Source organism: Baekduia sp. (genome assembly GCF_035996765.1).
Taxonomy (GTDB): Bacteria; Actinomycetota; Thermoleophilia; order Solirubrobacterales; family Solirubrobacteraceae; genus Baekduia.
Genome location: NZ_DASYJG010000042.1, coordinates 23885 through 50484, shown reverse-complemented (window position 1 = coordinate 50484; position 26600 = coordinate 23885). Strand labels below are relative to the sequence as shown.

Below are 26600 nucleotides of genomic sequence, written 5' to 3'. Positions count from 1 at the left end.
CGTGCTGGTTGAAGGACTTGTGAAGATCAGACGCTTTGGCGCTGACGCTGGCGATGGCGCCGGGCCTTGGCCTCGTTGCCGCAGGTGCGCATCGAGCACCAGCGGCGCCGGCCGGCCGGCGAGCGGTCGAAGAAGCGCCCGCTGCAGGTCTCGCTCGCGCAGATCCGGATCCGTGAGCGCTGGTCGGTGCCGAGCATCGTCGCGGCGTCCAGCGCAATCGTGCCCAGCGCGCGGCGCGGCGAGTCCGACGCGGCGCGCTCGGTCAGCAGCGGGACGCCGCCGGGATCAGCGACGAGCTGTGGGCGTACGCCGGCGAAGACGAGCCAGTCGTCGATCAAGGTGATGGCCTCGGTCGGCGCCGCTGCGCCGCCCTCGATCGCGCCGACCAGCAGCGCGTCGATCGCCTCGCGCAGGTCGATGGCCTGCGCCAGCACCTTCTGGGTCACCGGCGCCGATGCCTCCATCACGCCGGCCCGCACCAGCCAGGTGGCAAGGTCCTCCGGGGTCACCAGCGTCTCGACGCCGCGGCGCCAGCGCTCGCGGTGCGTGTTGACGAAGTCGACCGCCGGGCGCCCGCCGGACCAGTACCACCACGGCTCACCCGTGGCCAGCGGGAGGGCCAGCTCCTCGGGGAGATCGCGGTCATGCATAACCCCATGATAACGAGCCATGTGGTTACGGTCCGGCGCGCGGCATGTGCGTCGCGTTAAGGTCCGCTCCATGTCCACCGCTGCCGGCGCCGATCTCCTCTTTCGCCCCGTCCACGAGCTCGCCGCGCTCGTGCGGTCGGGTCAGCTCTCCGCGCGCGAGCTCGTGCAGGCCTCGCTGGATCGCATCGCCGAGCTCAACCCGACGCTCAACGCGTTCGTCGACGTCTTCGCCGACGAGGCACTGGCCGAGGCGGACGGGATCGGCGCCGACGATCCGCGCCCGTTCGCCGGCGTCCCGATCGCCATCAAGAACAACCGCGCGGTCAGCGGCAAGCGCCTCACGTTCGCGTCGGAGTTCATCGGCGACTTCCTGGCGCCCTACGACCACAACGTGGTCGCACGCCTGAAGGCCGCCGGCTTCATCATCGTCGGGACGACGACGCTGCCGGAGTGGGGCATCCTGCCGACGACCGAGACGCGCCGCTTCGGCGCGACGCGCAACCCGTGGGACCAGTCGCGCACGCCCGGCGGGTCGTCGGGCGGATCGGCGGCGGCCGTCGCGTCCGGGATGGTCCCGATCGCCCACGCCAACGACGGCGGCGGCTCGATCCGGATCCCGGCCGCCTGCTGCGGTCTCGTCGGCTTGAAGCCCCAGCGCGGCCGGGTCTCGATGGCGCCCGAGGTCGGACACACCTTCCTGGTCCAGGACGGTGTCCTGACGCGCAGCGTCCGCGAGACCGCCGAGGTGCTCGACATCCTCGCCGGCGTCGAGCTCGGCGACATGACGTGGGCGCCACCGCCGGCCGAGCCGTTTGCGACCTCGGCCGGCCGTACGCCGGGCCGCCTGCGAATCGCGATGTCGACGCTCTCGCCGGTGCTCGACGCGCCGATCGACCCGGTCGCGATCCAGGCCGTCCAGGACGCCGCGGCGCTCCTGGAGTCGCTCGGCCACGAGATCGTCGAGGCCGACCCGCCGTGGGCCCAGCCCGAGCTGTCGGCGGTCTTCACCGCGTCGTTCGGGCCGGCGGTGTCGACGCAGATCCGGCTGGCGGAGATGATCATCGGGCGCGAGGCGACCGCGCAGGACATGGAGCCGCTGAGCTGGGCGCTCTTCTCGCTGTGCAAGAACATCAACTCGGTCGACGCGCTGCTCGCCGAGTTCCAGCTGCACGGCGTCGGCCGCGCGCTGATCCAGTGGGTCGCGCAGTACGACGCGCTGCTGACGCCCGCGCTGGCCGAGGCGCCGGTGACGCTCGGCACGATCGATCCGCTGGACGAAGAAGACCCGATGGGCGCCTTCACGCGCTCGGGCGCCTTCACGCCCTACACCGCGCCGTGCAACATCAGCGGCCAGCCGGCGATCTCGGTGCCGCTCTACCAGCGCGACGACGGCCTGCCGCTCGCGGTCCAGCTCATCGGCCAGCCGGCCGAGGAGGGCGCGCTGCTCGCGCTGGCCGCCCAGCTCGAGGAGGCGCACGGCTGGGCCGAGCGCCGCCCCGACCTGTAGGCCTTCTTACTGGCCTTCGTCCTGGGCGTCGGGCCCGGCGACGGGCTCGCACTGCGGGTCGGCCTGCCCCGGCCCGGTGCCGGCGCGGCAGTCAGGGTCCTGGGTGGCCGTGGCGCCGCCGGCGTTGGTGGTGGTCTTGGTCGTCGACGTGGTCGTGGTACCGGTCGCGCCGTTGTCGTCGGGCGCCGCGTGGCCGCCGGGGTTGGCCGGGGTGGTGGAGGCCGAGCCGCCCGGGACCGTCGAGGAGGTCGTCTGGGCGCCACCCGAAGGGGTGGTGGAGGTCACGGTCGGCGCCGTGCCGCCGGGCGCGCTTGACGTCGCGGGCGCCGTCGTGGTCGTGTCGGTGATCGCCGGGGTCGTGGTCTCGCCAGCGGGCACCGTCGCCTCGACGCTGTTGGGCACCGTGGCCTCGCTGACGGGGTCCGAGCCGCCGCCGCAACCGACGGCCAAGCCGCCGGCGGTGCCGAGGGCGAGCACCGCGAGGAGAGCGCCGACCCGCGCCTTGGGGGAGGAAGGAAGGGACAACATCACCCTTACCGATAGCAGTTAGAGACCCAGAACCCTGCCCATGGGCTCCGGATCGACGCCGAGCAGGCGGGCGTCGGCGGTGCCGTTCGGGGTCACCATCGAGACCTCCATCAGCTCGGCCTCGTCCCAGGTGGCCGGGGCCTTGGACTTCAGGATCGCCTCGGTGGCGCGCAGGGCGCGGGAGACGATCGGGGTCGGCACGTGGATCAGGCGGCGCGGACGGCCGGCGGCGCGCAACAGCAGCGTGGTGATCTGGGTGTAGTCGAGCGTCTCGGGGCCGGCGAGCTCGTAGCGGACCTGTGGCGACTGCTCGTCGAGCAGCCCCGTCACGCAGCGGGCGACATCCTCGGCCCAAATCGGCTGATAGCGCGCACGGCCCGAGCCGCTGACCGGCACGACCGGCGCCAGCGCCAGCCGGCTCAGCAGCGTCATGAAGACGTCGCCGGGGGCGTAGACGATCGACGGCGCGACGACGACGTGCTCGAGGTCGGAGGCCAGAACGGCCTGCTCGGCCAGCGCCTTGGCGCGCAGAAAGCGCGTGCGGTCGTGCGCGCTGGCGCTCAAGGCGGAGAAGAAGACGAAGCGCCGGACGCCGGCGGCCTCGGCGGCCTGGACCATCCGCCATGTTGCGATTCCGTTGAGCTCCTCGATCGAGGCGCGCGGCTGATCGCGGATCGCGGCGGCGAGGTGGACGACGGTCGTCACGCCGCGCAGCGCGTTGCGAAACGACGGCGGGTCGGCGAGGTCGCCGAGCGCGATCTGCACGCGGACGCGCTCTGGCCCGAGGCGCCGCGGGTCGCGCACGAGGCAGCGGACGGGAACCTGCGCGGCCGTCAGGCGACGCAGCACCGCGGAGCCGACGAGGCCGGTGGCACCGGTGAGCAGCAGCATGCGGCCCGGAGACTACGGACCTGGCCGTCTCAGCCGTGCAGCGCCAGGACCGCGCAGACCGCGATGGCGACCAGGTCGGCCGCCAGCCAGGCCGTGCGGGTCAGAGACCCAGCGCCGTTGGCGCTCGACCTCGATCGTCTTGATGATGGATGGCGTCGACATGGAATCGGGACCGTCATCCTCAGCCACGCCCAGTGTGCGCAGAATCGACAGGGTTCAACCGTCACGTGCCGAAGTGCATGGCTTCTGTCCCCTAGACGCGTCGGAAGCTGCAGTTCAGGTGCCACAATCACCCCAGAGGCGGGCTTTGGCACAATGCCGCGTCCAACCCGTTTGAACCCGCACGAGGATCCCCTTTATGGCGTACGTCATCACCGAGCCCTGCATCGGCACCAAGGACAACTCCTGCGTCGAGGTCTGCCCGGTCGACTGCATTCACCCGACGCCGGACGAGCCCGACTACGACTCGGTCGAGATGCTCTACATCGACCCTGAAGAGTGCATCGACTGCGACGCCTGCGTCGAGGCGTGCCCGGTCGACGCCTGCTTCGCCGAGGACCAGGTCCCGGAGGAGTGGAACAAGTTCGTGCAGATCAACGCGGACTACTTCAAGAAGGTCTAGCCCGCAGCCCCGGTATCAGCCCGCCATCGGCAGGCTGATACCTGAGGGCTTGGCCGCCGGGATGACGTCGATGGTCGGTGCCGGAGCGGCAGCGAGGATCGGCAGCTCGACCGGCATCAGCGCCTGCAGGCCACGGGCGGCCTGACGGATCGCCTGCGACGCCGGATCGTCGGGGTCGGTGCCGACCAGCGGCGAGCCGGCATCGGCCTGCTCACGCAGCGGCATCGTCAGCGGGACCTTGCCCAGCAGTGGCACGTCGAGCTCGTCGGCCAGCTCCTGGCCGCCGCCCTCGCCGAAGATCGGGAAGCGCTCGCCGCTGGGCGTGGTGAAGACCGACATGTTCTCCACGACGCCGGCGACCTCCAGCGAGACCTTGTGGGCCATCTCGGCGGCGCGCCGCGCGACCTTCTGCGCGGTCGGCTGCGGCGTGGTGACGAGCAGGAACTTCGCGTCGGGCAGCAGCTGGGCCAGCGTCATCGAGACATCGCCGGTGCCCGGCGGCAGGTCGACCAGCAGGAAGTCGAGCTCGCCCCAGTCGACGTCCTCCAGGAACTGCGTGAGCGCCTTGTGGAGCATCGGGCCGCGCCAGACCACAGCGCTGTCCTCCTGCACGAAGAAGCCGATCGACATGATCTTCACGCCGTGGGACTCCAGCGGGAGGATCTTGCGCTCGGGCGAGACCGGCGGGCGGTCGCCGCCGAGACCGAACATGCGCGGGATCGAGTAGCCCCAGACGTCGGCGTCGAGGATGCCGACCTTCTTGCCGTCGGCGGCCAGCGCGGCGGCGAGGTTGGCCGTCAGCGTCGACTTGCCCACGCCGCCCTTGCCGGAGCCGATGCAGATGACGTTCTGGACTTGGGCGAGCGCGCCGGTGGGGAGCGCGCCGGCGCGGCCGAGCTTCTTCTGCAGCGCGCCCTTCTCGCTGTCTGAGAGGACGTCGAAGGCGACGCTGACCTTCGTTGCGCCCGCCTCCTGAGCGGCCTTGACGACGGCGGTCTGGAAGTGGTTGCGGATCGGGCAGCCGGCGGTCGTCAGCGAGATGGTGATCGCGACGGCGCCGTCGTCGGCGATGTCGATCGACCGGACCATGCCGAGCTCGACGATGTTCTCGCGCAGCTCGGGGTCGATGACGGCGGTCAGCGACTGGAGGATCTCGTCGCGGGAGGGGAGGGCCATGTGCACCATTGTCGCAAACCGGGTCGGGTCGTTAACGCACGACGGGCCGCACAAGGGCGGCCCGCGGTGGGAGGAGGTCCTGCAGGGGTCAGAGGACGCAGCGGGTGCTACGCGACGGAGGCGATGCGCTCCTGGACCGTCGTCGCAGCCTTCTGGCCGGCGGTGAGGCCGGTCTGCACCAGGTTCTCGACCCGGGCGGTGACGAACTCGGTCTGGAAGGTGACCGGCTTGATCTGCTTGGTGACGTCGGTGCGCAGCGACTTGACCTGCTTGGTGACGTCGGTGCGGGTCTTCTTGGCCTCGCGCTCGAAGCGCTTGACCTCGGTGGAGCCGCGACGCTCAAAGCGCTTGAGCTCAGCCTCGAGGCGGCGGCGACGGAGCTGCAGCTCCTTCTCGACCTTGTCGCGCGAGCTCAGCGAGGTGCGCAGGGAGTCGACGACCTCGGTCACGGCGTCACGGGCGACGAGGGCGGCGCCGACCTGCACGAGCGCGGCGCGCTCGGCGTACTCTTGCACGCGATCGGCGCGGGTCTTGGCGGCGGCAGCGCGAGCGTCGGCGGCCTTCTTGGCGCTGGCGGCGCGCGTCTCAGCAGCCTTCTTGGCGGCGGTGCTGGTGGTCTTGCGCGCCGTGGCGGCGGAGTTGGCGGAGCGCGTGGCGGCGGCCTTCTTGGCGGTCGTCGAGCGCTTCGTGGCGGCGGTCTTGCGGGCGGTGCTGGCGTTCGTGGCCATCTGTGTGGGGCTCCTCGGTCTAAGGAAGTTAGATCTAAGTCGGTGTTCGCCCTTCAGGCTAGCAGCGAACACACGTTTGTAAACCCGACCGTCGACAGGGTTACAGTTCGAACACCGGTTCGTGACAATCTCGGCCGCGAACACGAGATCCGTCACGTTCTCATTGAGCGCAGATGAAGGGTCTGACCCCTGGTGTGCCGGGCCTGTGCCGTTCGTGGATCAGGCGGCGGCCGGCGCGGTGCGGGCCAGCCAGACCAACGGCGCGGCGAGCTCGGCCGAGGTCGGTGCCAGCTCGGGCGCCGCCCAGGCGTCGCGCAAGCCATCCTCGCCACGGGCGGCGACGACCGTGTCGCAGAAGACGCGGCCCTGGGCGTACTGCTTGAGCTTGAGGTCGAAGCCGAGCAGGCGGTCGAGGATCCGCAGCAGCGGCGCGCGGCCCTCGCGGCGGCGGTCCATGGCGGCGCGCAGGCCGTCGACATCACGCAGGACCTCGCCGCCGGCGCGGTCCATCGCCCATTCGGCATGGCCCTCGACGAGGCCCATCGTCCCCTGAACGCGGTCGAGCACCGCCTTGCGCTCGGCGCCCATCACCACGCCGACCAGCCCGCCCTCGCGGACCGACTCGGCCAGCGCCTTGAGATCGTCCATGCCGAGGTTGAGCAGCGCGCGCGGGTCGACCTTGACGTCCATCGCGCCGAGCAGCTCGGTGAGCGCGCCGCCCAGGCGCGGACGCAGCCACTCCACCGCGCCGAACTGCACCGCGTGGGTGACCTCGTGCAGCGTCACCCAGGTGACCAACTCACCGCGGTCGGCGCCGAGCTCGCGCGCGGCGCGATCGAGGTTGGGGCCGACGAGCAGCAAGCGCGGCGGCGACTGCGGGTCGGTGAGGTTCAGCTCGTACTGGCCGAGGACGCGGCGGGCGAAGAGGCCGAGCAGCGCGCCGATCTCGGCGGCGACCACCGCGCCGCCGGCGTTCTGCAGCGCGCCGAGCGGTCCGGATGCATTGGCGCCGGCGCCGCCGGTCGCCTCCTCCAGCACGGGCCCCAGCGTGGAGCGCATCGTCGCGAGGTTCGCGTCGATCCAGGCGCCGCGGTCGACCCATTCGGCCGGCGGCAGCTCCGCGGTCGGCACGAGGCCGGTCGCCGCGACGATCTGCTCGCGGGCGGCCGCGGCGGTCTCGGGCAGGCCGGCAGGCGGCACGGAGGGCATAGCCTCGCCTGCCGCGCTGCGGGCGATCCGGGCCGCCAGTTCCCAATCAACTTGCATATGCGTCTATACCGCCGGCAGCGCGAGCAGCGCCTGCAGGGTCTCGGGCGAGCGCGCCGCCACGACGGGATAGCGCGGCACGAGGTCCAGCGGCGCGGCCAGCGGCCCGCCCTCGGCGCCGGCGAAGGCGACCTCACCGCCGGACTCGCGAACGATCAGCTGCGCCGCGGCGGCGTCGACCGCGCGGCAGCGGGCCAGCGACGCCATGGCATCGACGCGCGTGGCGGCGACCTGGCACATCGAGACGGCGATCGAGCCCATCGCGCGGATCCGGCGCGTCGCGGCGACGAGGTCGTCGGAGGCGAGCGCCAGCCAGCGCGGGTCGGCGGACTCGACCGCGAGCAGCTCCAGGCGGCCGTCGGGGGTGCGCCGCTCCGGCGGCGGGTGGTCGAGCGCGCGATCATTGAGGAACGCTCCCTGGCCGAGGGTCGCACGCCACTCCTCGCCCGGCCCGAGGTCGTAGACGAAGCCGAAGACGACGTCGGCCATCGTGGTCCCCGTCGCGACCGCGACCGACAGCGCGTGGTGCGGCAGCCCGCGCTTGGCGTTCAGCGAGCCATCGATCGGATCGACGACCACCAGCACCTCGTCGGAGCCGAAGTCGACGGTCCCACGCTCCTCGGAGACGACGGTGAAGCGCGCGCCCTCGTCGTGGAGCCGCGCCAGCGCGGAGAAGACGTGCTCCTCGGCCTCGGCGTCGATGACGAGCGTCTTGTCACCGCCCTCGCCGGTCACGCCGGTCTCGATCACGCGCTCCCTGCTGGTCGGATGCTCGCGCAGCACGGCACGCAGCCCTTGCGCCGCCGTACGACACGCGCCCAGCCAGTCATGGTCGAGGGCGGGATGCGACGTCATCAGGGCCATATCCTAGGGTCGTGCCCGCTTCGCCCGGTGCCATCACGCCGGAGGACCGTCCCATCGCCTCGCGCGAACGCGCTGCCAACCATCGCGGCGGGCCGCTGCTTGTCCTGGGCCGCGCGGGGAGCGGCCGGACGCAGTTGCTGGTCGATCGGTTCGCCGCGCTCGTGGCCGGCGGGACCGCGCCGGAGGAGATCCTGCTGCTCACGCGCACCGCGGCCGCCGCCGAGGCGCTGCGCGCTCGCGTGGAGGACGCGCTCGGCGACCGGCCGTTCGAGGAGCTGCCGGTCCTGCCGATCCACGGCATGTGCGCGCGGCTGCTGCGCGACGAGGCGCTGGAGGCCGGCATCGATCCGTTCGCGGTGACCGCCTCACCGGCCGACCGTCTGGCGCTGCTGCTGGATCGCGTCGATGAGCTGCGGCTGCGTCGCCATGATCTGCGCGGCCGGCCGGCGTCGGTCCTGGGCGCAGTCATCACGCGGATCGATGGCCTGAAGGAGGCCGGGATCCGGCCGCGGCGCTTCAGCGAGTGGGCGGCGTCGTTGCCCGAGGATGAGGAGCGTGGTGAGCGCGAGCGCGAGTTCGCGGGGCTTTTCGAGGCCCACGACCGGCTGTTGCTCGAGCAGGGGCTGCTGGACTTCGGTGAGCTGGTGCTGCGCACGCAAGAGCTGCTCGAGCAACGTCCGCATGTGCGCGCGCGTGTCGCGGGCCGCTGGCGCCATGTGCTGGTGGATGACCTGGAGGACGCGACGCCGGCGCAGGTGCGCGTCATCCGGCTGCTGGCCGCCGACCATGGCGATCTGGTCGCCACCGCCGACGACGACCAGGCGATCGACGAGCCGCGCGGCGCGGCGGGCCGGCTGCGCGCGCTGCTGGAGGCGCGGATCGGCGGGCGCACCGTCGAGGTCGTCCGGCTGGAGCGCAGCCTGCGCTGCCCGGAGCGCGTGGTGGTCGCCGCCGAGGCGGTCGTGGCGCCGATCGCCGGCCGGCTGGCGACCGACCCCGCGAGCACCGGCCAGGCCGCGGGCTCCGGCGCCGATGGCGACGTCCGGCTGTGGCGCTGCGCGAGCGAGCGAGCGCAGGCCCAGGGCGTGGCGGCCGCGGTCGAGCGGCTGGTGCGCGAGGGCGTCGCGCCGGGGCGCATCGGCGTGCTGGTGCGGTCGGTGCGCTCCGAGGGCCAGGAGCTGGCGGTCGCGCTGGAGGAGCGTGCGCTGCCGTTCCGGCTGGCGGGCGCCGCGGCGTTCTTCGGCCAGGCCGAGGTACGCGACGTGCTTGCGTGGCTGCGGCTCTTGGTGAACCCTGCTGACGCGGGCGCCGTGGTGCGTGCACTGGCACGGCCGCCGATCGAGCTGCACTCGGTCGATCTGGCCCGCTGCATCCAGATCGCCAAGCGCCGCAAGCTCGACATGGTCACCGGGCTGGTCGCGGCGACCGAGTCGCCCCAGTTGCCGCCGGAGGCGCGCGAGCGCGTCCTGGCGTTCCTCAAGCTCCATCGCGACGCCGCGGCCGTGCTGGACACGACGCGGCCGGATCTCTTCGTGCATCGGTTGATCGAGCGCCTGGGCCTGCGGCGCGCGCAGGTCTTCGCCGCGCAGGCCGATGTCGTCGAGCGGCTGGTGTCGCTGGCGCACGTCGGCGAGCTGGCCGCGTCCTACGTGCGGCGTGCGCCGCAGGCGACACCGCGCGAGTTCGCGCGCTGGTTTGCGGCGGTGGCCGAGGCGGGCGGGATCGGCGACCCCGAGGACGAGGACGGCACGCCGCCGCGCGACGACGCGGTCGCCGTGCTGCCGATGCACGCGGCCAAGGGGCTGGAGTTCGACCACGTCTTCGTCTGCGGGCTGCAGTCGTCGCGGATGCCCGGGGCGCGGCGGGTCTTGGTGGAGCCGATCCCGGCGGAGTTGTTGGAGGAGTCGAACGGCGCTTCGGATTCCCGCGAGGAGCACGTCGCAGAGATGCGGCGCGTGCTGCACGTCGGGATGACCCGTGCGCGCGTTGGGTTGGTGTTGGCCTACGCGGCGCACTCCGAGCGGGGCGCGCCGCAGCATCCGTCACCGTTTGCCGAAGAGGCGCGCGAGGCGCTGGGCGCCGAGTGGGAAGATCTTGAGGAGCAGCTCTTCGGACCGGACGAGGCGCTGCACGCCGCGATCGGCCAGCTGCGCGATGAACTGCTGAGCGATGTTCAGCAGATTGGGGCGCGACTGGGCGAGCTGCGGCTGGACACCGACCTCGACGTCGCCCACGGGGTGACGCGGTACCTGGAGCTGCTGAAGCTCGCCGCGCTGCACGCGCGGCCGGAAGGTCAAGATGTCGAAGATGCCCTGCCGGGCATCAACGCGGCGATCCTGCACGCGGCAACGGGCCAGCAGCGCGAGATCCTGCAGACGTCGTCGTTGGACGATGTCTTGCTGGACGGCGAGCGGGACGCGGGCGTGCGGGCCAAGGCGACCGCAGCACGCCACGAGCCGTCGCTGGCGCCGTTCCTGCCACGCCGCGGCGAGGGCCTGGCGCTGTCGGCCTCCGACATCGAGACCTACCGGGCCTGCCCGTTGAAGTACAAGTTCGCGCGCGTCTTCCGGGTGCCGCAGGAGCCGACGATCAACCAGCGCTTCGGGATCGTCGTCCACCAGGTGCTGGAGCGCTACCACCAATCCGGCGGCCAGTCGATCGACGAGTTGTTGGGGCTGTTGGAGGCCGGCTGGCGGCGCAGCGGCTTCGGACCGACCGACGAGGAGCGCCAGCTGCACGTCAAGGCCGAGAACGCGTTGAAGAAGTACCACGAGCGCTTCCAGGCCGACGACGCCGAGCCGATGTGGTTCGAGAAGTCCTTCAACTTCAAGATCGGCGCACACACGCTGCGCGGGCGCGTCGATCGCGTCGACCGGATGGCCGACGGGCGCTACGAGCTGATCGACTACAAGACCGGCCGCCCGAAGGCGCCGGCGCAGCTGCGCGACGACGTGCAGCTGGCGCTCTACGCGGTTGCCGCGACACAGGCCTGGAACCTCGACTCGTCGGTCCAGTCCTACTTGTACGTCTTGGACGACGAGAAGGTCCCGCTGCCCGACGACGCCAACGACGCCGAGTGGATCGCCGAGACCGTCCGCGAGGTCGCCGACGGCATCCTCGGCCAGGGCTTCGAGCCGACACCGTCCTACGCGGCCTGCTCGATCTGCGACTACCGCATCGCCTGCCCGGCGGCGGAGCACTGATCGGCGAGAGACGATGCTCGTCGCTTTGTGCGGTTATTTACCGCACAAAGCGTCGAGCGTTGCGATCTTGCTGTTGGCCTAGCCCAAGAGCAAGATGAGCAGGGCGAAGGCGAAGAGGACCAGCGCGCCAACGGCGATCCAGGGGCCGGGGCCGCGAGGGGTGGTGGTGTGTGGCGGGGTGCTCTGCGGCGGGACGGGCGCGATCGCCGCGGGCTCGGTGACCGCCGTGCGTGGGCGGCCGCGCTCCTCGGCGAGCTCCGCCCTGAGCACGTTGGTCCCCGACTCGGCGGCCCGCGCGGCCTTCTCGGCTCCCTGAGCGCGCGCCTCGGCGTCGGTGGCGCGCTGCTCAGCGGCGTCGGCGCGCGCTGTCACCTCGGTGAGGACCTGCTCATGGGCGGCGAGCGCCTCATCGCGCGCTGAGACAATCTGTTCGGCAGCTGTCCGGCGAGCCTCGGCGAGCTCCACCTCCAGCACGGTGATGCGGTCGGCGGACTCGGCGAGCGCGCTGTCGCGGGCCGCGAGGACGGCGGCGCCGAGCTCGGCGGAAGTCGCGTCGGCCTCGGCGCGGGCATGTCCGGTCTCGGCCTCGGCGGCCTCCAGCGCGCGGCGGAGGCTGTTGGCCTCGCGTGCGAGCGCGGTCAGGCGGTCGGTGGTGTCGGACTCGTCGGGCGGCGGGAGCTCGAGCAGCGTGCCGCGGAGGCCAAGGGCGAAGCTGGCGCCGGTCAGCGCCTCGGCCGGGATCGCATAGGCGCCGCGCCAGTAGGCGTCGCGCAGCTCCGCGCGGACCGGCGCGAGCTCCAGGCGTGGGCGATCGTCGGCGGCCTCGACCACGAGCACCGGCCGGCGGATGAAGCGTCCGTTCTGGGCGCTGGCCGCAAAGCGTCCCTCAAGCTCTATGACGACCAGCGCGCCGGCAGCCGGCGCCGCCGTGAACGCCAGCAACTCGAACGGCGCACGTTTGCGCGCCTCAGACGTCACGGGCGCTCCGCATCCTCCTCGTCGGGCAAGCCCGACAGCGGCTGCGTCCGCTCGAGGTCGGCGGCGTCGGGGCGCCCGGGCGCGGGCGTGTCGGCGTCCTCCTCCTCGGCGCCGCGGCGGCCGAGCCCGGCGAAGAGACTCGGCACCTCGCGCTCGGTCACCGGACCCTCCGCGTCGGCATCGAGATCGGCGGCCTCGGCGTCCTCACGGTCACGATCCCCACGGCGGTCAACCGCCGCCACCCGCCGGCGCACCTCGCGTTCGCGAAACTGCACGGTCACCGAGATCGCGGCCAGCGACAGTGCGGAGCCGGCGGCCATCAGGAACGCGCCGGCGAGCGCGATCCAGGCGCCGGCTGCCGGGTCGGCCTCACCGGCCGCAGGCGGGTTGTTGACCAGTTGGACGAAGACGATGAACACGGCCGCACCCGGCACGGCCGCCGCAGACCACGGCGGTGCGACGTCGGGCCGAACCGCAGCGACCATCCCGACAACCGACAGCGCAGCGAGCACGAGATCGAGCGCCTCGAACACCTGCCAGCCCGTGACGCCGGTTCCGCCGAGCTTGTACCAATCGGTAAACAGGGAGATCAGGAGCAGCGCAGAGCCGGCAAAGAGCACGGCGCGGCCAAGGTCGATGCGACGAGGCATGACCGACGTCTGCCCGGCGACCGGCCCGCCTAAGCGCCCGCGCCGATGGCGCGGTGGAGGTCATCGACCAAGTCCTCGGGGGCCTCGACACCACAGCTGAGGCGCACGAGGTCGGCAGGAACGGCGGCCGCTGAGCCTTCGACGGACTGGTGGGTCATCGCCTGCGGGACCTCGATCAGCGACTCGACGCCGCCGAGCGACTCGGCCAGCGTGAAGAGCTGCGTGCGCTGCGCGATGCCGATCGCGTCCGGATGCCGGAAGCTCACCATCCCGCTGAAGCCCGGCCAGCGGACGTCCGATACGCCGGGCGCGGAGCGCAGGAAGCCGGCGACCGCTTCGGCGCTGGCCGCGTGAGCCGCCATCCGCAGATGCAAGGTGCGCAGGCCGCGATGGACGAGGAAGCAGTCGAAAGGACCGGGCACGGCGCCGACCGAGTTCTGGATGAACCGCACCTGCTCGTGCACCGCCGGGTCGCGGACGACGACGGCGCCGCCGACCGTGTCGGAGTGGCCGCCGAGGTACTTGGTGACCGAGTGCACGGCGGCGTCGGCGCCGAGCTCCAGCGGGCGCTGGTTGACCGGCGTGGCGAAGGTGTTGTCGACGGCGACGAACGCCTTGGCACCGACACGTGCGATCGCGGCTCGGAGGTCCACGACGTTCAACAAGGGGTTGGTCGGCGTCTCGATCCACACCAACTTGGTCTTGTCCGTCACCGCCTCCGCAAGGGCCGCCACGTCCGTCTGGTCGACCAACGTGTAGGTGATGCCGAAGCGCGCCAGCACCTTGTCGACCAAACGGAAGGTCCCGCCGTAGAGGTCGGACGGCAGCACCAGGTGATCGCCGGCCGAGCAGACCGCGGTGATCAGCGCGTGCGTCGCGGCCATGCCTGAGGAGAACGACGACGCCAGCCCGCCCTCCAGCTCCCCCAGCGCGGCCTCCAAGGCCGAGCGCGTCGGGTTGGCGCTGCGCGCGTAGTCGTACTCCTCCACGAACTCGCCGACCGCGGGCTGCGCGAACGTCGAGGTCTGGTGGATCGCCGGGATGACCGACCGATAGGTCGGGTCCGGCTCGAGGCCGGCGTGGACGGCGCGGGTGGCGAACTTCATCGTGCCAGCGATTCGAGCAGGTCCGCGCGCGTCACGATGCCCGCAGGACGTCCGTCGGCCATGACGAGCAGCGCCTGGCGCTCACCGACGAGCAGCTCGACGGCCTCCCGCACCGGGTCCTCAGCCGAGACCGCGTGCAACGGTGGCTCCATCACCGCGACAATCTCAGCACCGAGCAGCGCGGGCTCGTCAACCGCGCGCGCCAGCAGGCCACGCTCGCCGACCGACCCGACGACGACGCCCGGGTCCTTCGCGCTGACGACCGGCAGCTGTGAGACGCCGTGCTCGTGCAGCAGCGCCACCGCGTCGCGCACCTTCTGGTGGGTCTGGACCGTGACCAGCGATGGCAGCTCGGAGGCGCCGTCGGCCTTGCGGCGCAAGACGTCGCCGACCGCCAGGTCACCCACGCGCTCCAGGAAGCCGTACTGGGTCATCCACGCGTCGTTGAAGATCTTCGACAGGTAACTGCGTCCGCCGTCGGGCAGCACGACGACGATCAGCGCGTTGGGGTCGTCGATCTCCCGTGCCGCCTCCAGCGCCGCCCACAGCGCGGTGCCGCACGAGCCGCCGGCGAGGATGCCCTCCTCCATCGCCAGCCGGCGCGTGGTCAAGAACGAGTCCTTGTCGGTCACGGCGATCCAGCGGTCCACGATCGAGCGGTCAAAGGTCTCCGGCCAGAAGTCCTCGCCGACGCCCTCGACCAAGTACCCCTTGATCTCATCGTCGGACGGCGCGCTGTAGATCGACCCCACCGGGTCGGCGCCGATGATCTGGATCTCTGGGTTGCGCTCCTTCAGGTAGCGCCCGATACCGGTGACGGTGCCGCCCGTCCCCACACCGGCGACCAAGTGCGTGATCTTGCCCTCGGTCTGCTCCCAGATCTCGGGCCCGGTGGTGTCGTAGTGGGCCTGCGGGTTGGCGGGGTTGAAGTACTGGTTGGGCTTGAAGGCGCCCGGGATCTCGGCGGCCAAACGGTCGGAGACCGAGTAATAGGACTCGGGCGAGTCGGGCTCGACGTTGGTCGGGCAGACCACGACCTCGGCGCCGTAGGCGCGCAGGAGGTCGATCTTCTCCTTGGACATCTTGTCCGGCATGACCGCGATCACGTGGTAGCCCTTCAGCCGCGCAGCCATGGCCAGGCCGGTGCCGGTGTTGCCCGACGTCGGCTCGACGAGCGTGCCGCCTGGGCGCAGGAGACCGTCGCGCTCAGCGGCCTCGATCATCCCGACCGCCGCGCGGTCCTTGATCGACCCGCCGGGGTTGAGCGCCTCGACCTTGGCGACCAGCTGCGGCGTGAGCCCCGCGCCTAAGCGCGAGAGGCGCACCAGCGGCGTGTCGCCGATCGCGTCGAGGATCGAGTCGCGGATCGCAGGGAGAGTCCGAACGGCGTGCTCCATAGCGTTCAGTGAAGCACCTGTCCGGCCGCGCCGGAAACGCAGCGCGTGACGCTACGCGCGCAGCGACGCCAGCGACGCGCGCTGGCGCCCCTGCGCGTCGAAGTTCTCCGGCGCCAGCCACGCGGCGAAGCCCGCGGCGACCGTCGGCCACTCGCCGTCGAGGATCGAGAACCACGCGGTGTCGCGGTTGCGCCCCTTGATGACCATGTGCTGGCGGAACACGCCCTCGGCGAGGAAGCCGAAGCGCACCGCGGCGGCCTTGGACCGCGCGTTGGCGTTGTTGCACTTCCACTCGAGCCGGCGATGACCCAGCACCTCGAAGGCGTGGCGCGCGAGCAGGAAGATCGCCTCGGTGGCCTGCGGCGTGCTCTGCAGCGGGCCGCCGAACCAGACGTGGCCGATCTCGATCACGCCGTGGGCAGGCTCGACGCGCAGGAAGCTCACGACACCGGCCGCGTGTGGGTGGGCGGGATCGGTCACATCGACGACGGCGTAGAAGTACGGGTCGGTCGACGCCGCCTGGGACTCCAGGTGCCGCGCAAAGCCGTCGCGATCGTCGGCGAACGGCCCGTAGGGCAGGTAGTGCCAGAGCCGCGGGTCGGAGCCCTCGCCCTGGGCGGCCGCGTAGAGCCCGTCACCGTGGCGGACGGCGTCGAGCCGTTCGAGCACCACGCGCACACCCACGATCGGGGTCGTATCCGGCACGCGCGCCGGCGGCGTGAAGCCGTGAAGGTCGTCGCTCACGTCCGTGCCGAGGCTGGTCGTCGCCGTCTACAGCCCCGCGACGTCAGGCCCCTCGGGCCCGCGCTGACGCAGGAAGCGCTGGAACTCCCGCGCGATGACATCGCCCGAGGGCAGGTCGGTCGGGTCGGCCTCGGCCTCCTCCTCGGCGGCAGTCTTCTCCAGCCGCTCGACGAAGGCCTGGACGTCAGGGTCGCTCTGCACCGCCAGCGACACCTGGCGCTCGTAGTCAGCTGACGCCAGTTCGAGCTCCTCGGCATCGACGGTCACGCCGACCAGCGACTCCAGCTTGCGCACCAGCGCGAGCGCCGCCTTCGGGTTCGGCGCGGCCGCGACGTAGTGCGGGACGCTGGCCCACAGCGAGGCGGTCGGAATGCCCGCCTCCTGGCAGGCGGCGTGCAGGACGCCGACGATCCCCGTCGGGCCCTCGTAGCTGGTGGGCGCCAGCTCGAGCCCGGTGATCAGCGTCTGGTCGCTCGACAGCCCCGTGATCCCCACCGGCCGGCTGTGCGGCACGTCGGCCAGTAAAGCGCCGAGCGAGACCACCATCTGCGTCCCGAGCGCCTCGGCGAGATCGACGACCAGCTGCGTGAACGTGCGCCAGCGAAAGCTCGGCTCCGGACCCGAGAGCAAGATGAGGTCGCGCGGAGCGCGCGGGACCCGCGCCTCGTAGATCTCGACCGACGGCCACTCGAGCTCGCGCGTGTCGCCGTCGACCAGCGTGACCCGCGGCCGCGTGGCCTGGAAGTCGAAGAACTCCTCGGGATCGATCTGCGCAAAGCGCGTGGCGCCGAGCGACGCGCCGAAGAAGCGCAGCGCTGCGGAGGCAGCGTCGCCGGCGTCGTTCCAGCCGGTGAACGCGCAGACCAGCGCCGGGGCTCGGAGGCCATCCGGCCGGCTCTCCCAGATGAGCGGCTGCATCAGCAGGACGGTAGCGTCATCCGCAGCGCCGCCCATCATGGATCCCATCGCCGCACTCCCCGACACCCCCGCACCGTCGGCGCCCTCGGCGCCGACGATCGCCACGCTGCGGGCCGGCGACGAGGTGCAGGGCGTCTACGCCTGCACCCGCAAGGAGCGCCTGATGTCGCGTGCGGGGACGCCCTATCTCGCGGTCGAGCTGCGCGACCGGACCGCCGCGATCCCGGCGCGGGTCTTCCGCGACGCCGACGTCGCCGCGGCGCGCTTCGAGCGCGGCGACCTCGTCCGGATCAGCGGCCGGGTCGAGCGCTTCCGCGAGGAGTTGCAACTCGATCTGCGCGCGATCGCCCGCGCCGCCGAGGGCGAGGCCGACCCCGCCGCATTCCTGCCCGTCGCCTACCGCGATCTCGACGAGCTCGACGGCTTCCTCGAGCACCTCGTGGGCGAGGTCCACGACCCCGGCTACAAGGGCCTGCTCGACCTCTTGCTCGGTGATGGCGCGCTGCGCGCCGCCTGGCGCCGCGCGCCGTGCACCCGCGGCGGCCACCACAGCTACCTCGGCGGCCTGCTGGAGCACACCGTCGCGGTCGGGACGCTCGCGCTCGAAGCGGGCCAGCTGCATCCGCGGCTGAACACGGACCTGCTGATGACCGCCGCGCTCGTGCACGACCTCGGCAAGACGCAGGAGTTCACGTACGGCGCCGAGATCGGCATCAGCGAGCCGGGGCGGCTGCTCGGCCACGTCGAGCTGGGGTTGCGGCTGCTGGACGAGCGCACCGCGCGGATCGGTGCGATGGACGCCGACCGGCGCCTCGCGCTCGGCCATTGCGTTCTGACCCACCACGGGCCGGAAGCGGCGCCGACGCGACGTTTCGGGTCACCGGAAGCGCTCGCGCTTTACCGCCTCAACGCGCTCGACGCCAGCGTGAAGGGCGCGCTCGAGCACGGGTTGGGTCTCGACGGCTAACCGTTCGGGGAGACCTGCCGGCCCACGGTTGCCCTGAGCAGCGCAAACCGATAAGTACCTCCGATGGCAAAGCGCTTTCCTGGGCCAACGCTCGTCGGCGGCCGCCCGCTGCGCAGCGCGCTGCACCTCTGCGCGGCGACGCTCGCGATCACCGCCACCGTTGCGGGCCCGGCGCGGGCGATCCGCCTGGACGCCTACGGCACGGGGGTCGAGGACACCGAGCAGGTCGTCATCGACGACCATGGCAATGCCTACGTGTCGGGAGCGGGGACCAAGATCGGCATCGTCTCGCCCTCCGGCGAGTCGCTCGGGCCGATGACCAACACGTTCGCCGAACACTGGCGCTATCCGGGCCTCTTCGCCGTCGGCAAAGACGGCGCCGTCTGGATGGCGTGCCCTTATGGCCTGTGCCGGATGCAGATGAACGAGCCGTCGACCTTCTGGCCGATCACAATCTCCGGACGGCCGGTCACCGGATCCGACGGCAACCTCTGGTGGATCTCCGCAGACGCGATCAGCCGGCTCGACCTCAAGAGCATGGTCATCACCCCCTTCCCCCTGCCCGCAGACGTCTCGTCGTCGCCCTACCAGCAGCTGTCGCCGGGGCCCGACGGCGCGCTCTGGTTCACGGGCGGCGACCACCTGCTCGGCCGTATCGGCATGGACGGCGTGATCTCCACCGTCGCCGTGCCGCCCACGGTGACGCTGCCTGCGGGGATCACCGTGGGGCACGACGGGGTCGTGTGGGTCATCGCCGACGACGCGGCGACCCGGCTCGACCTGACCGGCCGCGTGCTCGGGAGCGCGCCGCTCGACCCCGCTCCCGGCTGGAGCGGACCGTTCTCCCCGGCGGTTGGCCGCGACGGCAACGCCTGGGTCACCGGAAATCAACGCCTCATGCGGATCACGCCATCCGGTCAGATCAGCGAGTTCAACAGTGACGTCGACTTCAACAAATACCTGCTCGGGGCGGTGTCGGGCGCCGACGGCTCCGTGTGGTTCACCGACCTCGTCGACGGCATGGCCTGGCACGTCACCTTCGACCTGCCCGGCGCGCAGACGGGCGTCGCCGGCGACATCCACGCCGAGCGGGCCGAGCTCCAGGCCGTCGTCGACCCCAACGTCTCGCGCACGGCCGTGCACTTCGAGTACGGCACGACGGCCGGCTACGGGCAATCCACCTCGGCGCAGGACGTCGGCGACGGTGACTCGGCGCTCTTCACCTCCGCTGCGGTGAGCGACCTGCATCCGTCCACCACCTATCACTACCGCCTCGTGGCCACGAGCCTCGTGGGCACCACGGTGGGCGCCGATCAGACCTTCACCACCGACGCCGCCGCGCGGCCACCCCAGCCACCGGTCGTCGCACAATCCGAGCCCGACCAGGACGGAGATGGCTACCCCGACGCGATCGATTGCGATGCCGCCGGCAGCAGCATCCATCCCGGCGCCCGCGACATCCCAGACGACCGCGTCGACGAGGATTGCGACGGCTCCGACGCCGCCTGGCCGCGGCTGACGCCGCACGTCGACGCGCGGTGGAACGTCCGGCGCGGCGCGGTCGTCTTCAGCCGCCTGGCGCTGGATGCTCTGCCCGCGGGGGCGCGGCTGCGCTTGACCTGCCGCGGCCCCGGCTGTCGCGTCTCCAACTGGAGCGTCACCGGCCGCAAGGCCACGGGCGCTCCCAGCCTGCTCAAGCGCCTGCGCGGCTCGCGTCTCCGCCACGGCGCCGTCCTCGAGATCCGTGTTACCCAAGCCGGGCACATGGGTCGGGCGATCCGCTGGACCATCGGGCCGCCGCCGCGCCGGACGATCCTCTGCCTCCCACCGGGCACGGCGAAGACCGTGACCTGCTGAGGCGCCGCTCAGTCCACCGCGCGCCGCTCGAAGCCGCGAACACCGATCGCGCCGAAGACCAGGGTCCAGCCGACGAGCCCCAGCGCGATCCAGCCGTTGCCGAGGTGCGGCGCGTCGGTGACGGCCGCGCGCAGCCCCTCCGACACGTAGGTCAAGGGGTTGATGAGCGTGATCACCTGAAACCAGCGCAGGCTGTCGAGTGCCGCCCACGGGTAGAAGGTCGCGCCCGTGAAGAGCAGCGGCGTCAGCACGACCGCGAAGACCACGTTGATCTGCCGCGCCTCGACCGCGGTGCCGAGCACCAGCCCGACGGCGGCGCCCGCCAGCGAGCCGCACAGCATCACCGCCACGAAGCCGAACCAGCTGATGTCGCCGAACTGCACGCCGCCGGGCAGGATGATCGCGGCCAGCGGCAGGATGATCAGCGCGCCGATGATCCCGCGCACCGCCGCGACGACGACCTTCTGGATGCCGACGAGCGCCGCGGGCAGCGGCGCGAGCAGGCGGTCCTCGATCTCCTTGGTGAAGGAGAACTCGATGACGAGCGGCAGCGACGTGTTCTGCAACGCGGTCAGGAAGAGCGTGAGCGCGATGACGCCGGGCAGCAACTGGGAGCCGTAGCCGTGGCCCGCCGCGCCGATCTCGGGCAGCACGCGGCCGAAGATGAACAGGTAGAAGAGCGGCTGCAACAGCGTCTGGGCGAGAAAGCCGCCGAGCTGGCGGCGGAAGGACACCCAGAAGTCGCGTTCGCAGAGCGCGAGGAATGCGCGGGCCTGCGCTCCGCGGGTCGTGGTGGCCGCGGGCCGCGGCGGCGCGGCCTCGGTCTCGGTCGACGTGCTCATCGCAAGTCCCTCCCGGTCATGTGGACGAACACGTCCTCCAGCGTCCCCTCGATGCGGCGCAGATCCAGGACCCGCGCGCCCGCAGCCTCGGCCGCGCCGATCGCCGCGCCCGGCGCGATCTCGCCGTAGGCGCGCAGCTTCCACGTTCCCTCACCGGCCGCCTCGGACTCGACCTCACCACCAAGCGTGCGCAGCGCGTCGACCGGATCGGCGTCGGCGGCGAGCGTGAGCTCCAGCCCCTCGGCGCCGGGCAGCAGCTTGCGCAGCCCGCGCGGCGTATCGGAGGCAATCACCTTGCCATGGTCGACGATCGCGATGCGATCGCAGAGTCGGTCGGCCTCGGCCATGTCGTGGGTCGTGAGCAGCAGCGTCACGCCACGGGCCTTCAAGGCCTCCATCTGATCCCAGAGGAAGAGCCGCGACTGCGGGTCCAGTCCCGTCGTCGGCTCGTCAAGAAACAGCACGCGCGGGTCGTGCATCAGCGCGCGGGCGATGATCAGCCGCTGGGCCATCCCGCCCGAGTAGTTGTCGACGCGGTCGTCGCCGCGACCCTCGAGGCCGAAGCGCTCCAGCATCTCCCGCGCGCGGCGGTTGCGCTCGCGGCGCCCGAAGCCGAAGTACGCGGCGTGGAAGGTCAGGTTCTCCAACGCATTCAGCGAGCGATCGAGGTTGGGCCGCTGCGGCACGACCGCGATCCGCAGCTTGGCTGCGACGGGATCGGCCACAACGTCGATCCCGTCGACGACGACCCGGCCGCTCGTCGGCCGCACCCGCGTGGTCATCGTGCCGATGGTGGTGGTCTTGCCCGCGCCGTTGGGCCCGAGCAACCCGAAGACCTCGCCCTCGGCCACCTCGAAGCTCACACCGGCGACCGCCTCCTGCTTGGCCTGGGCGTAGCGCTTGTGCAGGTCGGCGACCTCGATCATCGGCACGGCGGTGCAGGATGTCAGATCAAGAAGAAGGTTCCGCCAGCGCGCGGCGCACCATCTGACCGGCGACGTAGAGCATCAACAACGCGAAGAGCACCTCGACCGTCCGCTCGGGGATCGCGTTGACGATCGCCACGCCGGCGACCGCGCCCGGGACCGCCAAGAGGCCGAGGACGATCGCATCGCGCAGCCGCAGGTTGCCGTAGCGCTGCTGGCGGGCCGCGCCCACGAAGGCCACCGGGATGATCGCCAGCAGCGACGTCGCCTCGGCGTCGACCTGCGCGAGCCCGAGGAACAGGACCAACGCGGGCACGAACAGGATCCCGCCGCCGACGCCGAGCATCCCCGCGACGACGCCCGCCAGGAACCCGACGATCAGCGCGCCCTCGGTCATGGGATCAGGAGGGATATCGCGGTGGCCACGAGCAGCGCCGCGAACAGCAGCGAGACCACACGCGGGTCGACGCGCTGCTGCAGCGATGTCCCGACGAGGACGCCGCCGACCGCGGGCACGCCAACCAGCACGCCGTCGCCGACGTGGAGGTTGCCGTAGGCGCCTTGGGCCAGCATCGCCGCGGCGGCGATCAGCACGATCGCGCCCAGCGACGTCCCGGTCGCCTCGCGCGTCCCGTAGCCCAGCCAGAGCACGAGCAGCGGCACGATCACCGTTCCCCCGCCAACCCCGAAGAGGCCGCTGAAGAGCCCGGCGCCGGTGCCGATGACGGCGAGGCGCAAGGTCCGTTGCGCGCCGCCGGCCGGCGGTGGGTCAGGGCGCGGCATGCTGCGATGATAAGTGCGTGACCCCCGCCGCGACCCTCGACGACGTCCTTGCGCCGTTGCTGGCCGATCCGACGCGTGCCGCGGTCCTGCTGGACATCGACGGAACGCTGGCGCCGATCGTCCGCCACGCCGACGATGCTCATGTCCCCGAGCCCACGCGGCTGCCGCTGATCGCCATCGCCAAGCGCTACGGCCTGGTCGCCTGCATCAGCGGACGGCGGGCGACGACCGCGCGCCGGATCGTCTCGCTGGGCTCGATCACCTACGTCGGCAACCACGGCGCCGAGATCCTGCGCGGCGGCCAGACGGTCGCCGAGGTCGAGCCGCAGATCGCGGAGTGGTCGCGTCGCGTGCGGAGCTTCGGCGAGAGCGAGTTGCGCGGCGAGGAGCTCCACCGCCTGCGCGTTCGCGGTGAGGACAAGGATGTGATCTTCGGCTTTCACTGGCGCGGTGCGCCGGACGAGGAGGCGGCCGAGGAGGCGGTGCGCGAGGTTGCTGCACGTGCCGAGGCCGCCGGCTTCGTGACCCACTGGGGCCGCAAGATCCTCGAGGTGCGTCCGGCCGTCGAGCTCAACAAGGGGCTGGGCGTGGCGCATCTGCTGAGCGAGGTCGACGTCGACGTCGCGCTGTACGCCGGCGACGACCGCACCGACCTCGACGCCTTCGACGCGCTGCGCGCCGCGGTCGCGCAGGGCACGCTGCGGGAAGCGATCTGCATCGGCGTCGCCTCCGACGAGACCCCGCCCGAGCTCGAGGAGTCCGCCGACCTGCTCGTCAACGGGCCGCTCGGCGTGCGCACGGTGCTCGAGACGCTGGCGAGCTCCGCGTAGTCGATGCGCTTCGTGGACTTCCTGCGGTCGACCGTGCTGCTCAGCGCCGGCGCCGCCACCACCCTCGGCGTGCTGACGCTCGTCGCCGCCACGCGCGACCAAGATGATCAAGTCGCGCTGTATGCCACCGGCTGGTGGGTCGTGGCGACGCTGATCGGCACCTGGGTCGGACGGCGCAACGCGATCAACCCGCCGATCGCACGTCTGCTGGCCGACGCCAAGGCGGCGACGATGATGCCCGACGTCCGGCCCGGCGCCACGATGATCAACCGGCTGTGGCCGATGCTGCTCGCCGTCATCGTGGCCGGCGCGCTGACGTTCCTGGGCCCGCAGATCCCGGGGATCGCGGCCGGCTTCACGATCATCTGGGCGCTGGCGTGGCGCCGCCAGGAGTCGGCCGTCTCGGCGATCGAGGAGCGCGACGGCGTGACGTTCTTCATCGAGAAGACCTCGCCGCTGCGGCCGATCCAGCTGATGCGGCTGCCGGGCTTCCGGCGCGAGCGCCCGACGATCAACGGCGTCGGGCCGCCGGCGTAGCCCCTGAACGCCTTGTACTTCAGGCGGCGCGGTAGCCCGCGGCCTTCAGCCTGGCAAGGTGCCGGCCGAAGGCCTGCTCGCGACGGCGGACCGTCGCCGACGCAGCGGCGTAGGCCGTCTTGTCCTCCCGGCCAGCCGCGGTGGCAAGTGCCGTATAGGCGCGCGCGATGCCCGCCAGGTCAGCGTGCAGCGCGTCGCGCAGGGCGACATCGGCGGGCCCGGGCGCGGTCGCGGCGAGCGCCTTGGCGGCACGCGTGTAGCCGGCTGCCGCAGCCGTCGCGGCCTGCGCCTGGCGTTGCGGACCGCCGGCGGCGGCGAGCCGTCGACGGGCGGCGTGTCGATCGACGTTGAGACGGCCCATCGCCCGGCCGAGCGCCTGCGCGTAGACCGGGTCTGCGCCGAGCGACATCGAGCGCCCCCGGCGCAACGCGATCGTCCCCGCGACACGCGCACACGCATCGGCCTGAGACGCCGCACCGCCGCAGGCGATCGTCAGGACGCCCTCCGTCGTCGGAGCGGCGAGGACGGTGACCGGACCGTCGACGCCGCGCAGACGAACGTCGCGATAGCGGTAGGCGGGCAGCGCGCCGATCCGCACGCGCTCGGGCGCCGGGAGCGCCCCGACCACCTCACCGGTCGCAGCCACGGCGAGCAGCCCCGGAGTCACCGGCGGCTTGGTGATGCCGGCGTCGAAGGTCGCGCCTGCGTCGGCGGTCGCGAGGCTGATCGGCTCGGTCAGCCGCAGCGCCTCGCCGACGGCGCTCTCGGCGCTCTCGCTCCAGGTCGCCGGGAACCGCACGCGCGCCGCGCCGTTCGATGCCGAGCGGGTGAGCGGGGACGCAGCGGCTGCAGGATGCTGGGCGCCGGAGCGGCCGAACGCCAGCCCCGCCCCGAGGACGGCGACGACCACGACCCCGGCCAGCGACCTGGTCGCGAGCCCGCGGACCGACGGCGCATGGACGGCCGGGGCGGGGACGGTGACCGGCGTCTGACCAGCACTGGCGCCGTCGGCGTTCACCGGCAGGTGGTCGGGAACGCTGAAGGAAGGATCGCTCTCCGGCGGGATCAGCCGACTGCCCGGCGTCATGGTCGGCGGGAACTCCTCGTCGAGCTGCGGCAACACCGGCGCGCTTCCGCCTCCTGCCCCGACGAGCCCGGGGTCCTCGTCTGCCGAAGGAGCGCGCCGCTGCCGCGACCCGCCGCTCTGAGCAGCCAACGCTGCGTAGGCCTGCTCCATCAGCGAGCCGGCGGTCGTGGGCCGCTGCGCCGGGTCCTTGTCCATCGCGCGCGCGATGACGTCGTCGAGGTCACGCGGCAGGTCGTCGCGGACGTCGCTGACCCGCGGGGGCGCACCGCTGACGTGGGCAAACAGGACGGCGGCCTCGGAGTCACGCGGGAACGGCACCCTTCCTGTGAGCGTCTCGTACAGGATCGCACCCAAGGCATAGATGTCGCTCGCCGACGTGGCTGGCGCCCCGCTAATCTGCTCGGGCGAGATGTAGTCGATGGTCCCGACGATCTGCCCGGTACGCGTATAGCCACCGGAGTTCGCCAGCGCCTTGGTCAGTCCGAAGTCCGCGAGGTACGCGTGATCACCCGGCCCGACGAGCACGTTCTGCGGCTTGACATCGCGATGGGTCAGCCCCGCCGCATGGGCGCCGTCCAGCGCCCCGGCGACCTGGGTGAGCAGCCGGATCGCCCGCTGCGCGTCGAGCTCTCCGGAGAGCGCCATGCGCTTGAGCGTCGGCCCGCGCACCAACTGCATGGCGATGAACAGATGACCGTCGACCTCCCCCGCCTCGTGCACGGTGACGATGTGCGGGTGGTTGATCCCGCCCTGGATCCGACCCTCCTGGCGAAAGCGCGCCTTGAAGGCGTCGTCGACGCTGAGCTCCTCGCCGAGGATCTTCAATGCGATGGTCCGGAGCAGCGAGAGCTGGGTCGCCTCGTAGACCGACCCCATCCCGCCGCGTCCGAGAACGCCCTCGATGCGGTAGCCCGCGATCTCGGTTCCGGGAGCGAGCATCCGCTAGCCGCCCAGGGAGTTGCCGCCGCTGGACACGTCGCCGCCGCCCGAGGGCGTGGTCTTCTTCGCCGTGGCCTTCTTGGGCGTCGTCGCCTTGGTCGAGCCCGAGGAGGTCCCGCTCGTCGCCGGCGCCAAGGAGGTGTCGGAAGGGACGCCGGTCACCGTGGTCGACGGGGTCTGCACCGTGTCTGCGGTCGACGCACTCGGCGTGCGCGCACGATGGCGGACGCGCAGGGCCGGGAGCCTGGCGACCTTGCCCAGCACAGGAACCGCGGCGGTCCTCGACACCGCCGGCAGCGTCTCGAGCGTCGCGCCAGCGCCTGCCTCGGCGGCCTGCGGGCGGCTGACGCGGCCGACGGCAAACGCCCCGGCGAAGATCGCAAGGACGCCGAGCAGCAACACCAGGACGAGGCGGGGTGATGACACTGGACTGCATTGGACCATCTCCGGGTGCGCCAGGCAAGCTTGTCACTAGACGATCAGCGAGGACCGTCACTATTTTCCTTGCGCTCACGGACTCCGATCGGTAGGTACCTCAACGCGATGATGATCGGATCCCATGCCCGGCGCCGAGGGCCGCTTCTAGCTGCTCGCGTAGCGCTCT

Annotated in this window: 26 protein-coding genes; 7 read left to right on the top strand and 19 right to left on the bottom strand. The window is 72.0% G+C overall.

Annotated elements, in window-relative coordinates; genetic code table 11:
• Positions 1–26: 26 nt before the first annotated feature.
• The gene (locus VGO10_RS10315) at positions 27–650 is read right to left on the bottom strand and encodes a CGNR zinc finger domain-containing protein (protein WP_327467892.1); all 624 of its coding nucleotides are present in this window, start codon (positions 648–650) and stop codon (positions 27–29) included.
• A 70-nt stretch (positions 651–720) separates the two neighbouring features.
• Here VGO10_RS10315 and VGO10_RS10310 point away from each other — a divergent pair, with 70 nt between their 5' ends.
• Positions 721–2157 carry an amidase gene (locus VGO10_RS10310; RefSeq protein WP_327467890.1) on the top strand — a complete coding sequence of 479 codons (1437 nt, stop codon included), beginning with the start codon at positions 721–723 and terminating at the stop codon, positions 2155–2157.
• A gap of 6 nt (positions 2158–2163) precedes the next feature.
• Here VGO10_RS10310 and VGO10_RS10305 read toward each other — a convergent pair whose 3' ends face one another.
• Positions 2164–2685, bottom strand: coding sequence for a hypothetical protein (locus tag VGO10_RS10305; RefSeq protein WP_327467888.1), 522 nt, complete (start codon positions 2683–2685; stop codon positions 2164–2166).
• A gap of 18 nt (positions 2686–2703) precedes the next feature.
• Positions 2704–3576 carry an NAD(P)H-binding protein gene (locus VGO10_RS10300; protein ID WP_327467886.1) on the bottom strand — a complete coding sequence of 291 codons (873 nt, stop codon included), beginning with the start codon at positions 3574–3576 and terminating at the stop codon, positions 2704–2706.
• Between the two features lie 358 nt (positions 3577–3934).
• Here VGO10_RS10300 and VGO10_RS10295 point away from each other — a divergent pair, with 358 nt between their 5' ends.
• Positions 3935–4198 (top strand): ferredoxin family protein, encoded by a 264-nt coding sequence (locus tag VGO10_RS10295; RefSeq protein WP_327467884.1) that lies wholly within the window; start codon positions 3935–3937, stop codon positions 4196–4198.
• Positions 4199–4213: 15 nt separating this feature from the next.
• Here VGO10_RS10295 and VGO10_RS10290 read toward each other — a convergent pair whose 3' ends face one another.
• From VGO10_RS10290 to VGO10_RS10275, 4 genes are all read right to left on the bottom strand, one after another.
• Positions 4214–5374, bottom strand: coding sequence for an Mrp/NBP35 family ATP-binding protein (locus tag VGO10_RS10290; RefSeq protein WP_327467882.1), 1161 nt, complete (start codon positions 5372–5374; stop codon positions 4214–4216).
• 107 nt (positions 5375–5481) lie between these two features.
• A complete protein-coding gene (locus tag VGO10_RS10285) occupies positions 5482–6102 on the bottom strand; it encodes a hypothetical protein (protein ID WP_327467880.1) in 621 nt (206 codons plus the stop codon).
• Between the two features lie 219 nt (positions 6103–6321).
• On the bottom strand, positions 6322–7368 hold the full coding sequence (locus tag VGO10_RS10280) for a zinc-dependent metalloprotease (RefSeq protein WP_327467878.1): 1047 nt from the start codon (positions 7366–7368) through the stop codon (positions 6322–6324).
• A gap of 6 nt (positions 7369–7374) precedes the next feature.
• A complete protein-coding gene (locus tag VGO10_RS10275; RefSeq protein ID WP_327467876.1) occupies positions 7375–8223 on the bottom strand; it encodes an inositol monophosphatase family protein in 849 nt (282 codons plus the stop codon).
• A gap of 20 nt (positions 8224–8243) precedes the next feature.
• Between VGO10_RS10275 and VGO10_RS10270 the strand changes: the two genes are divergently transcribed.
• A complete protein-coding gene (locus tag VGO10_RS10270; protein ID WP_327467874.1) occupies positions 8244–11435 on the top strand; it encodes an ATP-dependent DNA helicase in 3192 nt (1063 codons plus the stop codon).
• Between the two features lie 78 nt (positions 11436–11513).
• On the opposite strand, the gene VGO10_RS10265 is transcribed toward VGO10_RS10270, so the two are convergent.
• The 6 genes from VGO10_RS10265 to VGO10_RS10240 are packed head-to-tail and all read right to left on the bottom strand — an operon-like array spanning position 11514 to position 17228.
• Positions 11514–12413 carry a hypothetical protein gene (locus tag VGO10_RS10265; protein WP_327467872.1) on the bottom strand — a complete coding sequence of 300 codons (900 nt, stop codon included), beginning with the start codon at positions 12411–12413 and terminating at the stop codon, positions 11514–11516.
• Positions 12410–13063, bottom strand: a complete 654-nt coding sequence (locus tag VGO10_RS10260; protein ID WP_327467870.1) for a hypothetical protein — start codon at positions 13061–13063, stop codon at positions 12410–12412. The genes VGO10_RS10265 and VGO10_RS10260 overlap by 4 nt, the downstream gene beginning before the upstream one ends.
• A 29-nt stretch (positions 13064–13092) precedes the next feature.
• Positions 13093–14169, bottom strand: a complete 1077-nt coding sequence (locus VGO10_RS10255) for a trans-sulfuration enzyme family protein (RefSeq protein WP_327467868.1) — start codon at positions 14167–14169, stop codon at positions 13093–13095.
• Positions 14166–15566 carry a cystathionine beta-synthase gene (locus VGO10_RS10250; protein ID WP_327467866.1) on the bottom strand — a complete coding sequence of 467 codons (1401 nt, stop codon included), beginning with the start codon at positions 15564–15566 and terminating at the stop codon, positions 14166–14168. Before VGO10_RS10250 ends, VGO10_RS10255 begins: the two co-directional genes overlap by 4 nt.
• Before the next feature lie 51 nt (positions 15567–15617).
• Positions 15618–16310 carry a GNAT family N-acetyltransferase gene (locus VGO10_RS10245; protein ID WP_327467864.1) on the bottom strand — a complete coding sequence of 231 codons (693 nt, stop codon included), beginning with the start codon at positions 16308–16310 and terminating at the stop codon, positions 15618–15620.
• A gap of 27 nt (positions 16311–16337) precedes the next feature.
• The gene (locus VGO10_RS10240; protein ID WP_327467862.1) at positions 16338–17228 is read right to left on the bottom strand and encodes a PAC2 family protein; all 891 of its coding nucleotides are present in this window, start codon (positions 17226–17228) and stop codon (positions 16338–16340) included.
• A 37-nt stretch (positions 17229–17265) separates the two neighbouring features.
• Between VGO10_RS10240 and VGO10_RS10235 the strand changes: the two genes are divergently transcribed.
• Both VGO10_RS10235 and VGO10_RS10230 read left to right on the top strand, forming a co-directional pair.
• Positions 17266–18195, top strand: a complete 930-nt coding sequence (locus VGO10_RS10235) for an HD domain-containing protein (protein ID WP_327467860.1) — start codon at positions 17266–17268, stop codon at positions 18193–18195.
• A gap of 63 nt (positions 18196–18258) precedes the next feature.
• Positions 18259–20052: a virginiamycin B lyase family protein gene (locus VGO10_RS10230; protein WP_327467858.1), complete on the top strand. Its 1794-nt coding sequence runs from the start codon at positions 18259–18261 to the stop codon at positions 20050–20052.
• An 8-nt stretch (positions 20053–20060) separates the two neighbouring features.
• Here VGO10_RS10230 and VGO10_RS10225 read toward each other — a convergent pair whose 3' ends face one another.
• Genes VGO10_RS10225 through VGO10_RS10210 form a run of 4 tightly spaced genes read right to left on the bottom strand, consistent with a single transcriptional unit; the run spans position 20061 to position 22603 of the window.
• A complete protein-coding gene (locus VGO10_RS10225; protein WP_327467856.1) occupies positions 20061–20894 on the bottom strand; it encodes an ABC transporter permease in 834 nt (277 codons plus the stop codon).
• Positions 20891–21820, bottom strand: a complete 930-nt coding sequence (locus VGO10_RS10220; protein WP_327467921.1) for an ABC transporter ATP-binding protein — start codon at positions 21818–21820, stop codon at positions 20891–20893. Before VGO10_RS10220 ends, VGO10_RS10225 begins: the two co-directional genes overlap by 4 nt.
• Before the next feature lie 25 nt (positions 21821–21845).
• Positions 21846–22217 (bottom strand): sulfite exporter TauE/SafE family protein, encoded by a 372-nt coding sequence (locus tag VGO10_RS10215; RefSeq protein WP_327467854.1) that lies wholly within the window; start codon positions 22215–22217, stop codon positions 21846–21848.
• The gene (locus tag VGO10_RS10210; RefSeq protein ID WP_327467852.1) at positions 22214–22603 is read right to left on the bottom strand and encodes a sulfite exporter TauE/SafE family protein; all 390 of its coding nucleotides are present in this window, start codon (positions 22601–22603) and stop codon (positions 22214–22216) included. The genes VGO10_RS10215 and VGO10_RS10210 overlap by 4 nt, the downstream gene beginning before the upstream one ends.
• Before the next feature lie 17 nt (positions 22604–22620).
• Between VGO10_RS10210 and otsB the strand changes: the two genes are divergently transcribed.
• Positions 22621–23433, top strand: a complete 813-nt coding sequence (gene otsB / locus VGO10_RS10205; protein WP_327467850.1) for a trehalose-phosphatase — start codon at positions 22621–22623, stop codon at positions 23431–23433.
• 12 nt (positions 23434–23445) lie between these two features.
• A complete protein-coding gene (locus VGO10_RS10200) occupies positions 23446–23970 on the top strand; it encodes a hypothetical protein (protein WP_327467849.1) in 525 nt (174 codons plus the stop codon).
• Positions 23971–23989: 19 nt separating this feature from the next.
• Here VGO10_RS10200 and VGO10_RS10195 read toward each other — a convergent pair whose 3' ends face one another.
• Positions 23990–25996 (bottom strand): serine/threonine-protein kinase, encoded by a 2007-nt coding sequence (locus tag VGO10_RS10195; RefSeq protein ID WP_327467847.1) that lies wholly within the window; start codon positions 25994–25996, stop codon positions 23990–23992.
• A gap of 3 nt (positions 25997–25999) precedes the next feature.
• Positions 26000–26422, bottom strand: coding sequence for a hypothetical protein (locus tag VGO10_RS10190; RefSeq protein ID WP_327467845.1), 423 nt, complete (start codon positions 26420–26422; stop codon positions 26000–26002).
• Positions 26423–26600 lie beyond the last annotated feature (178 nt).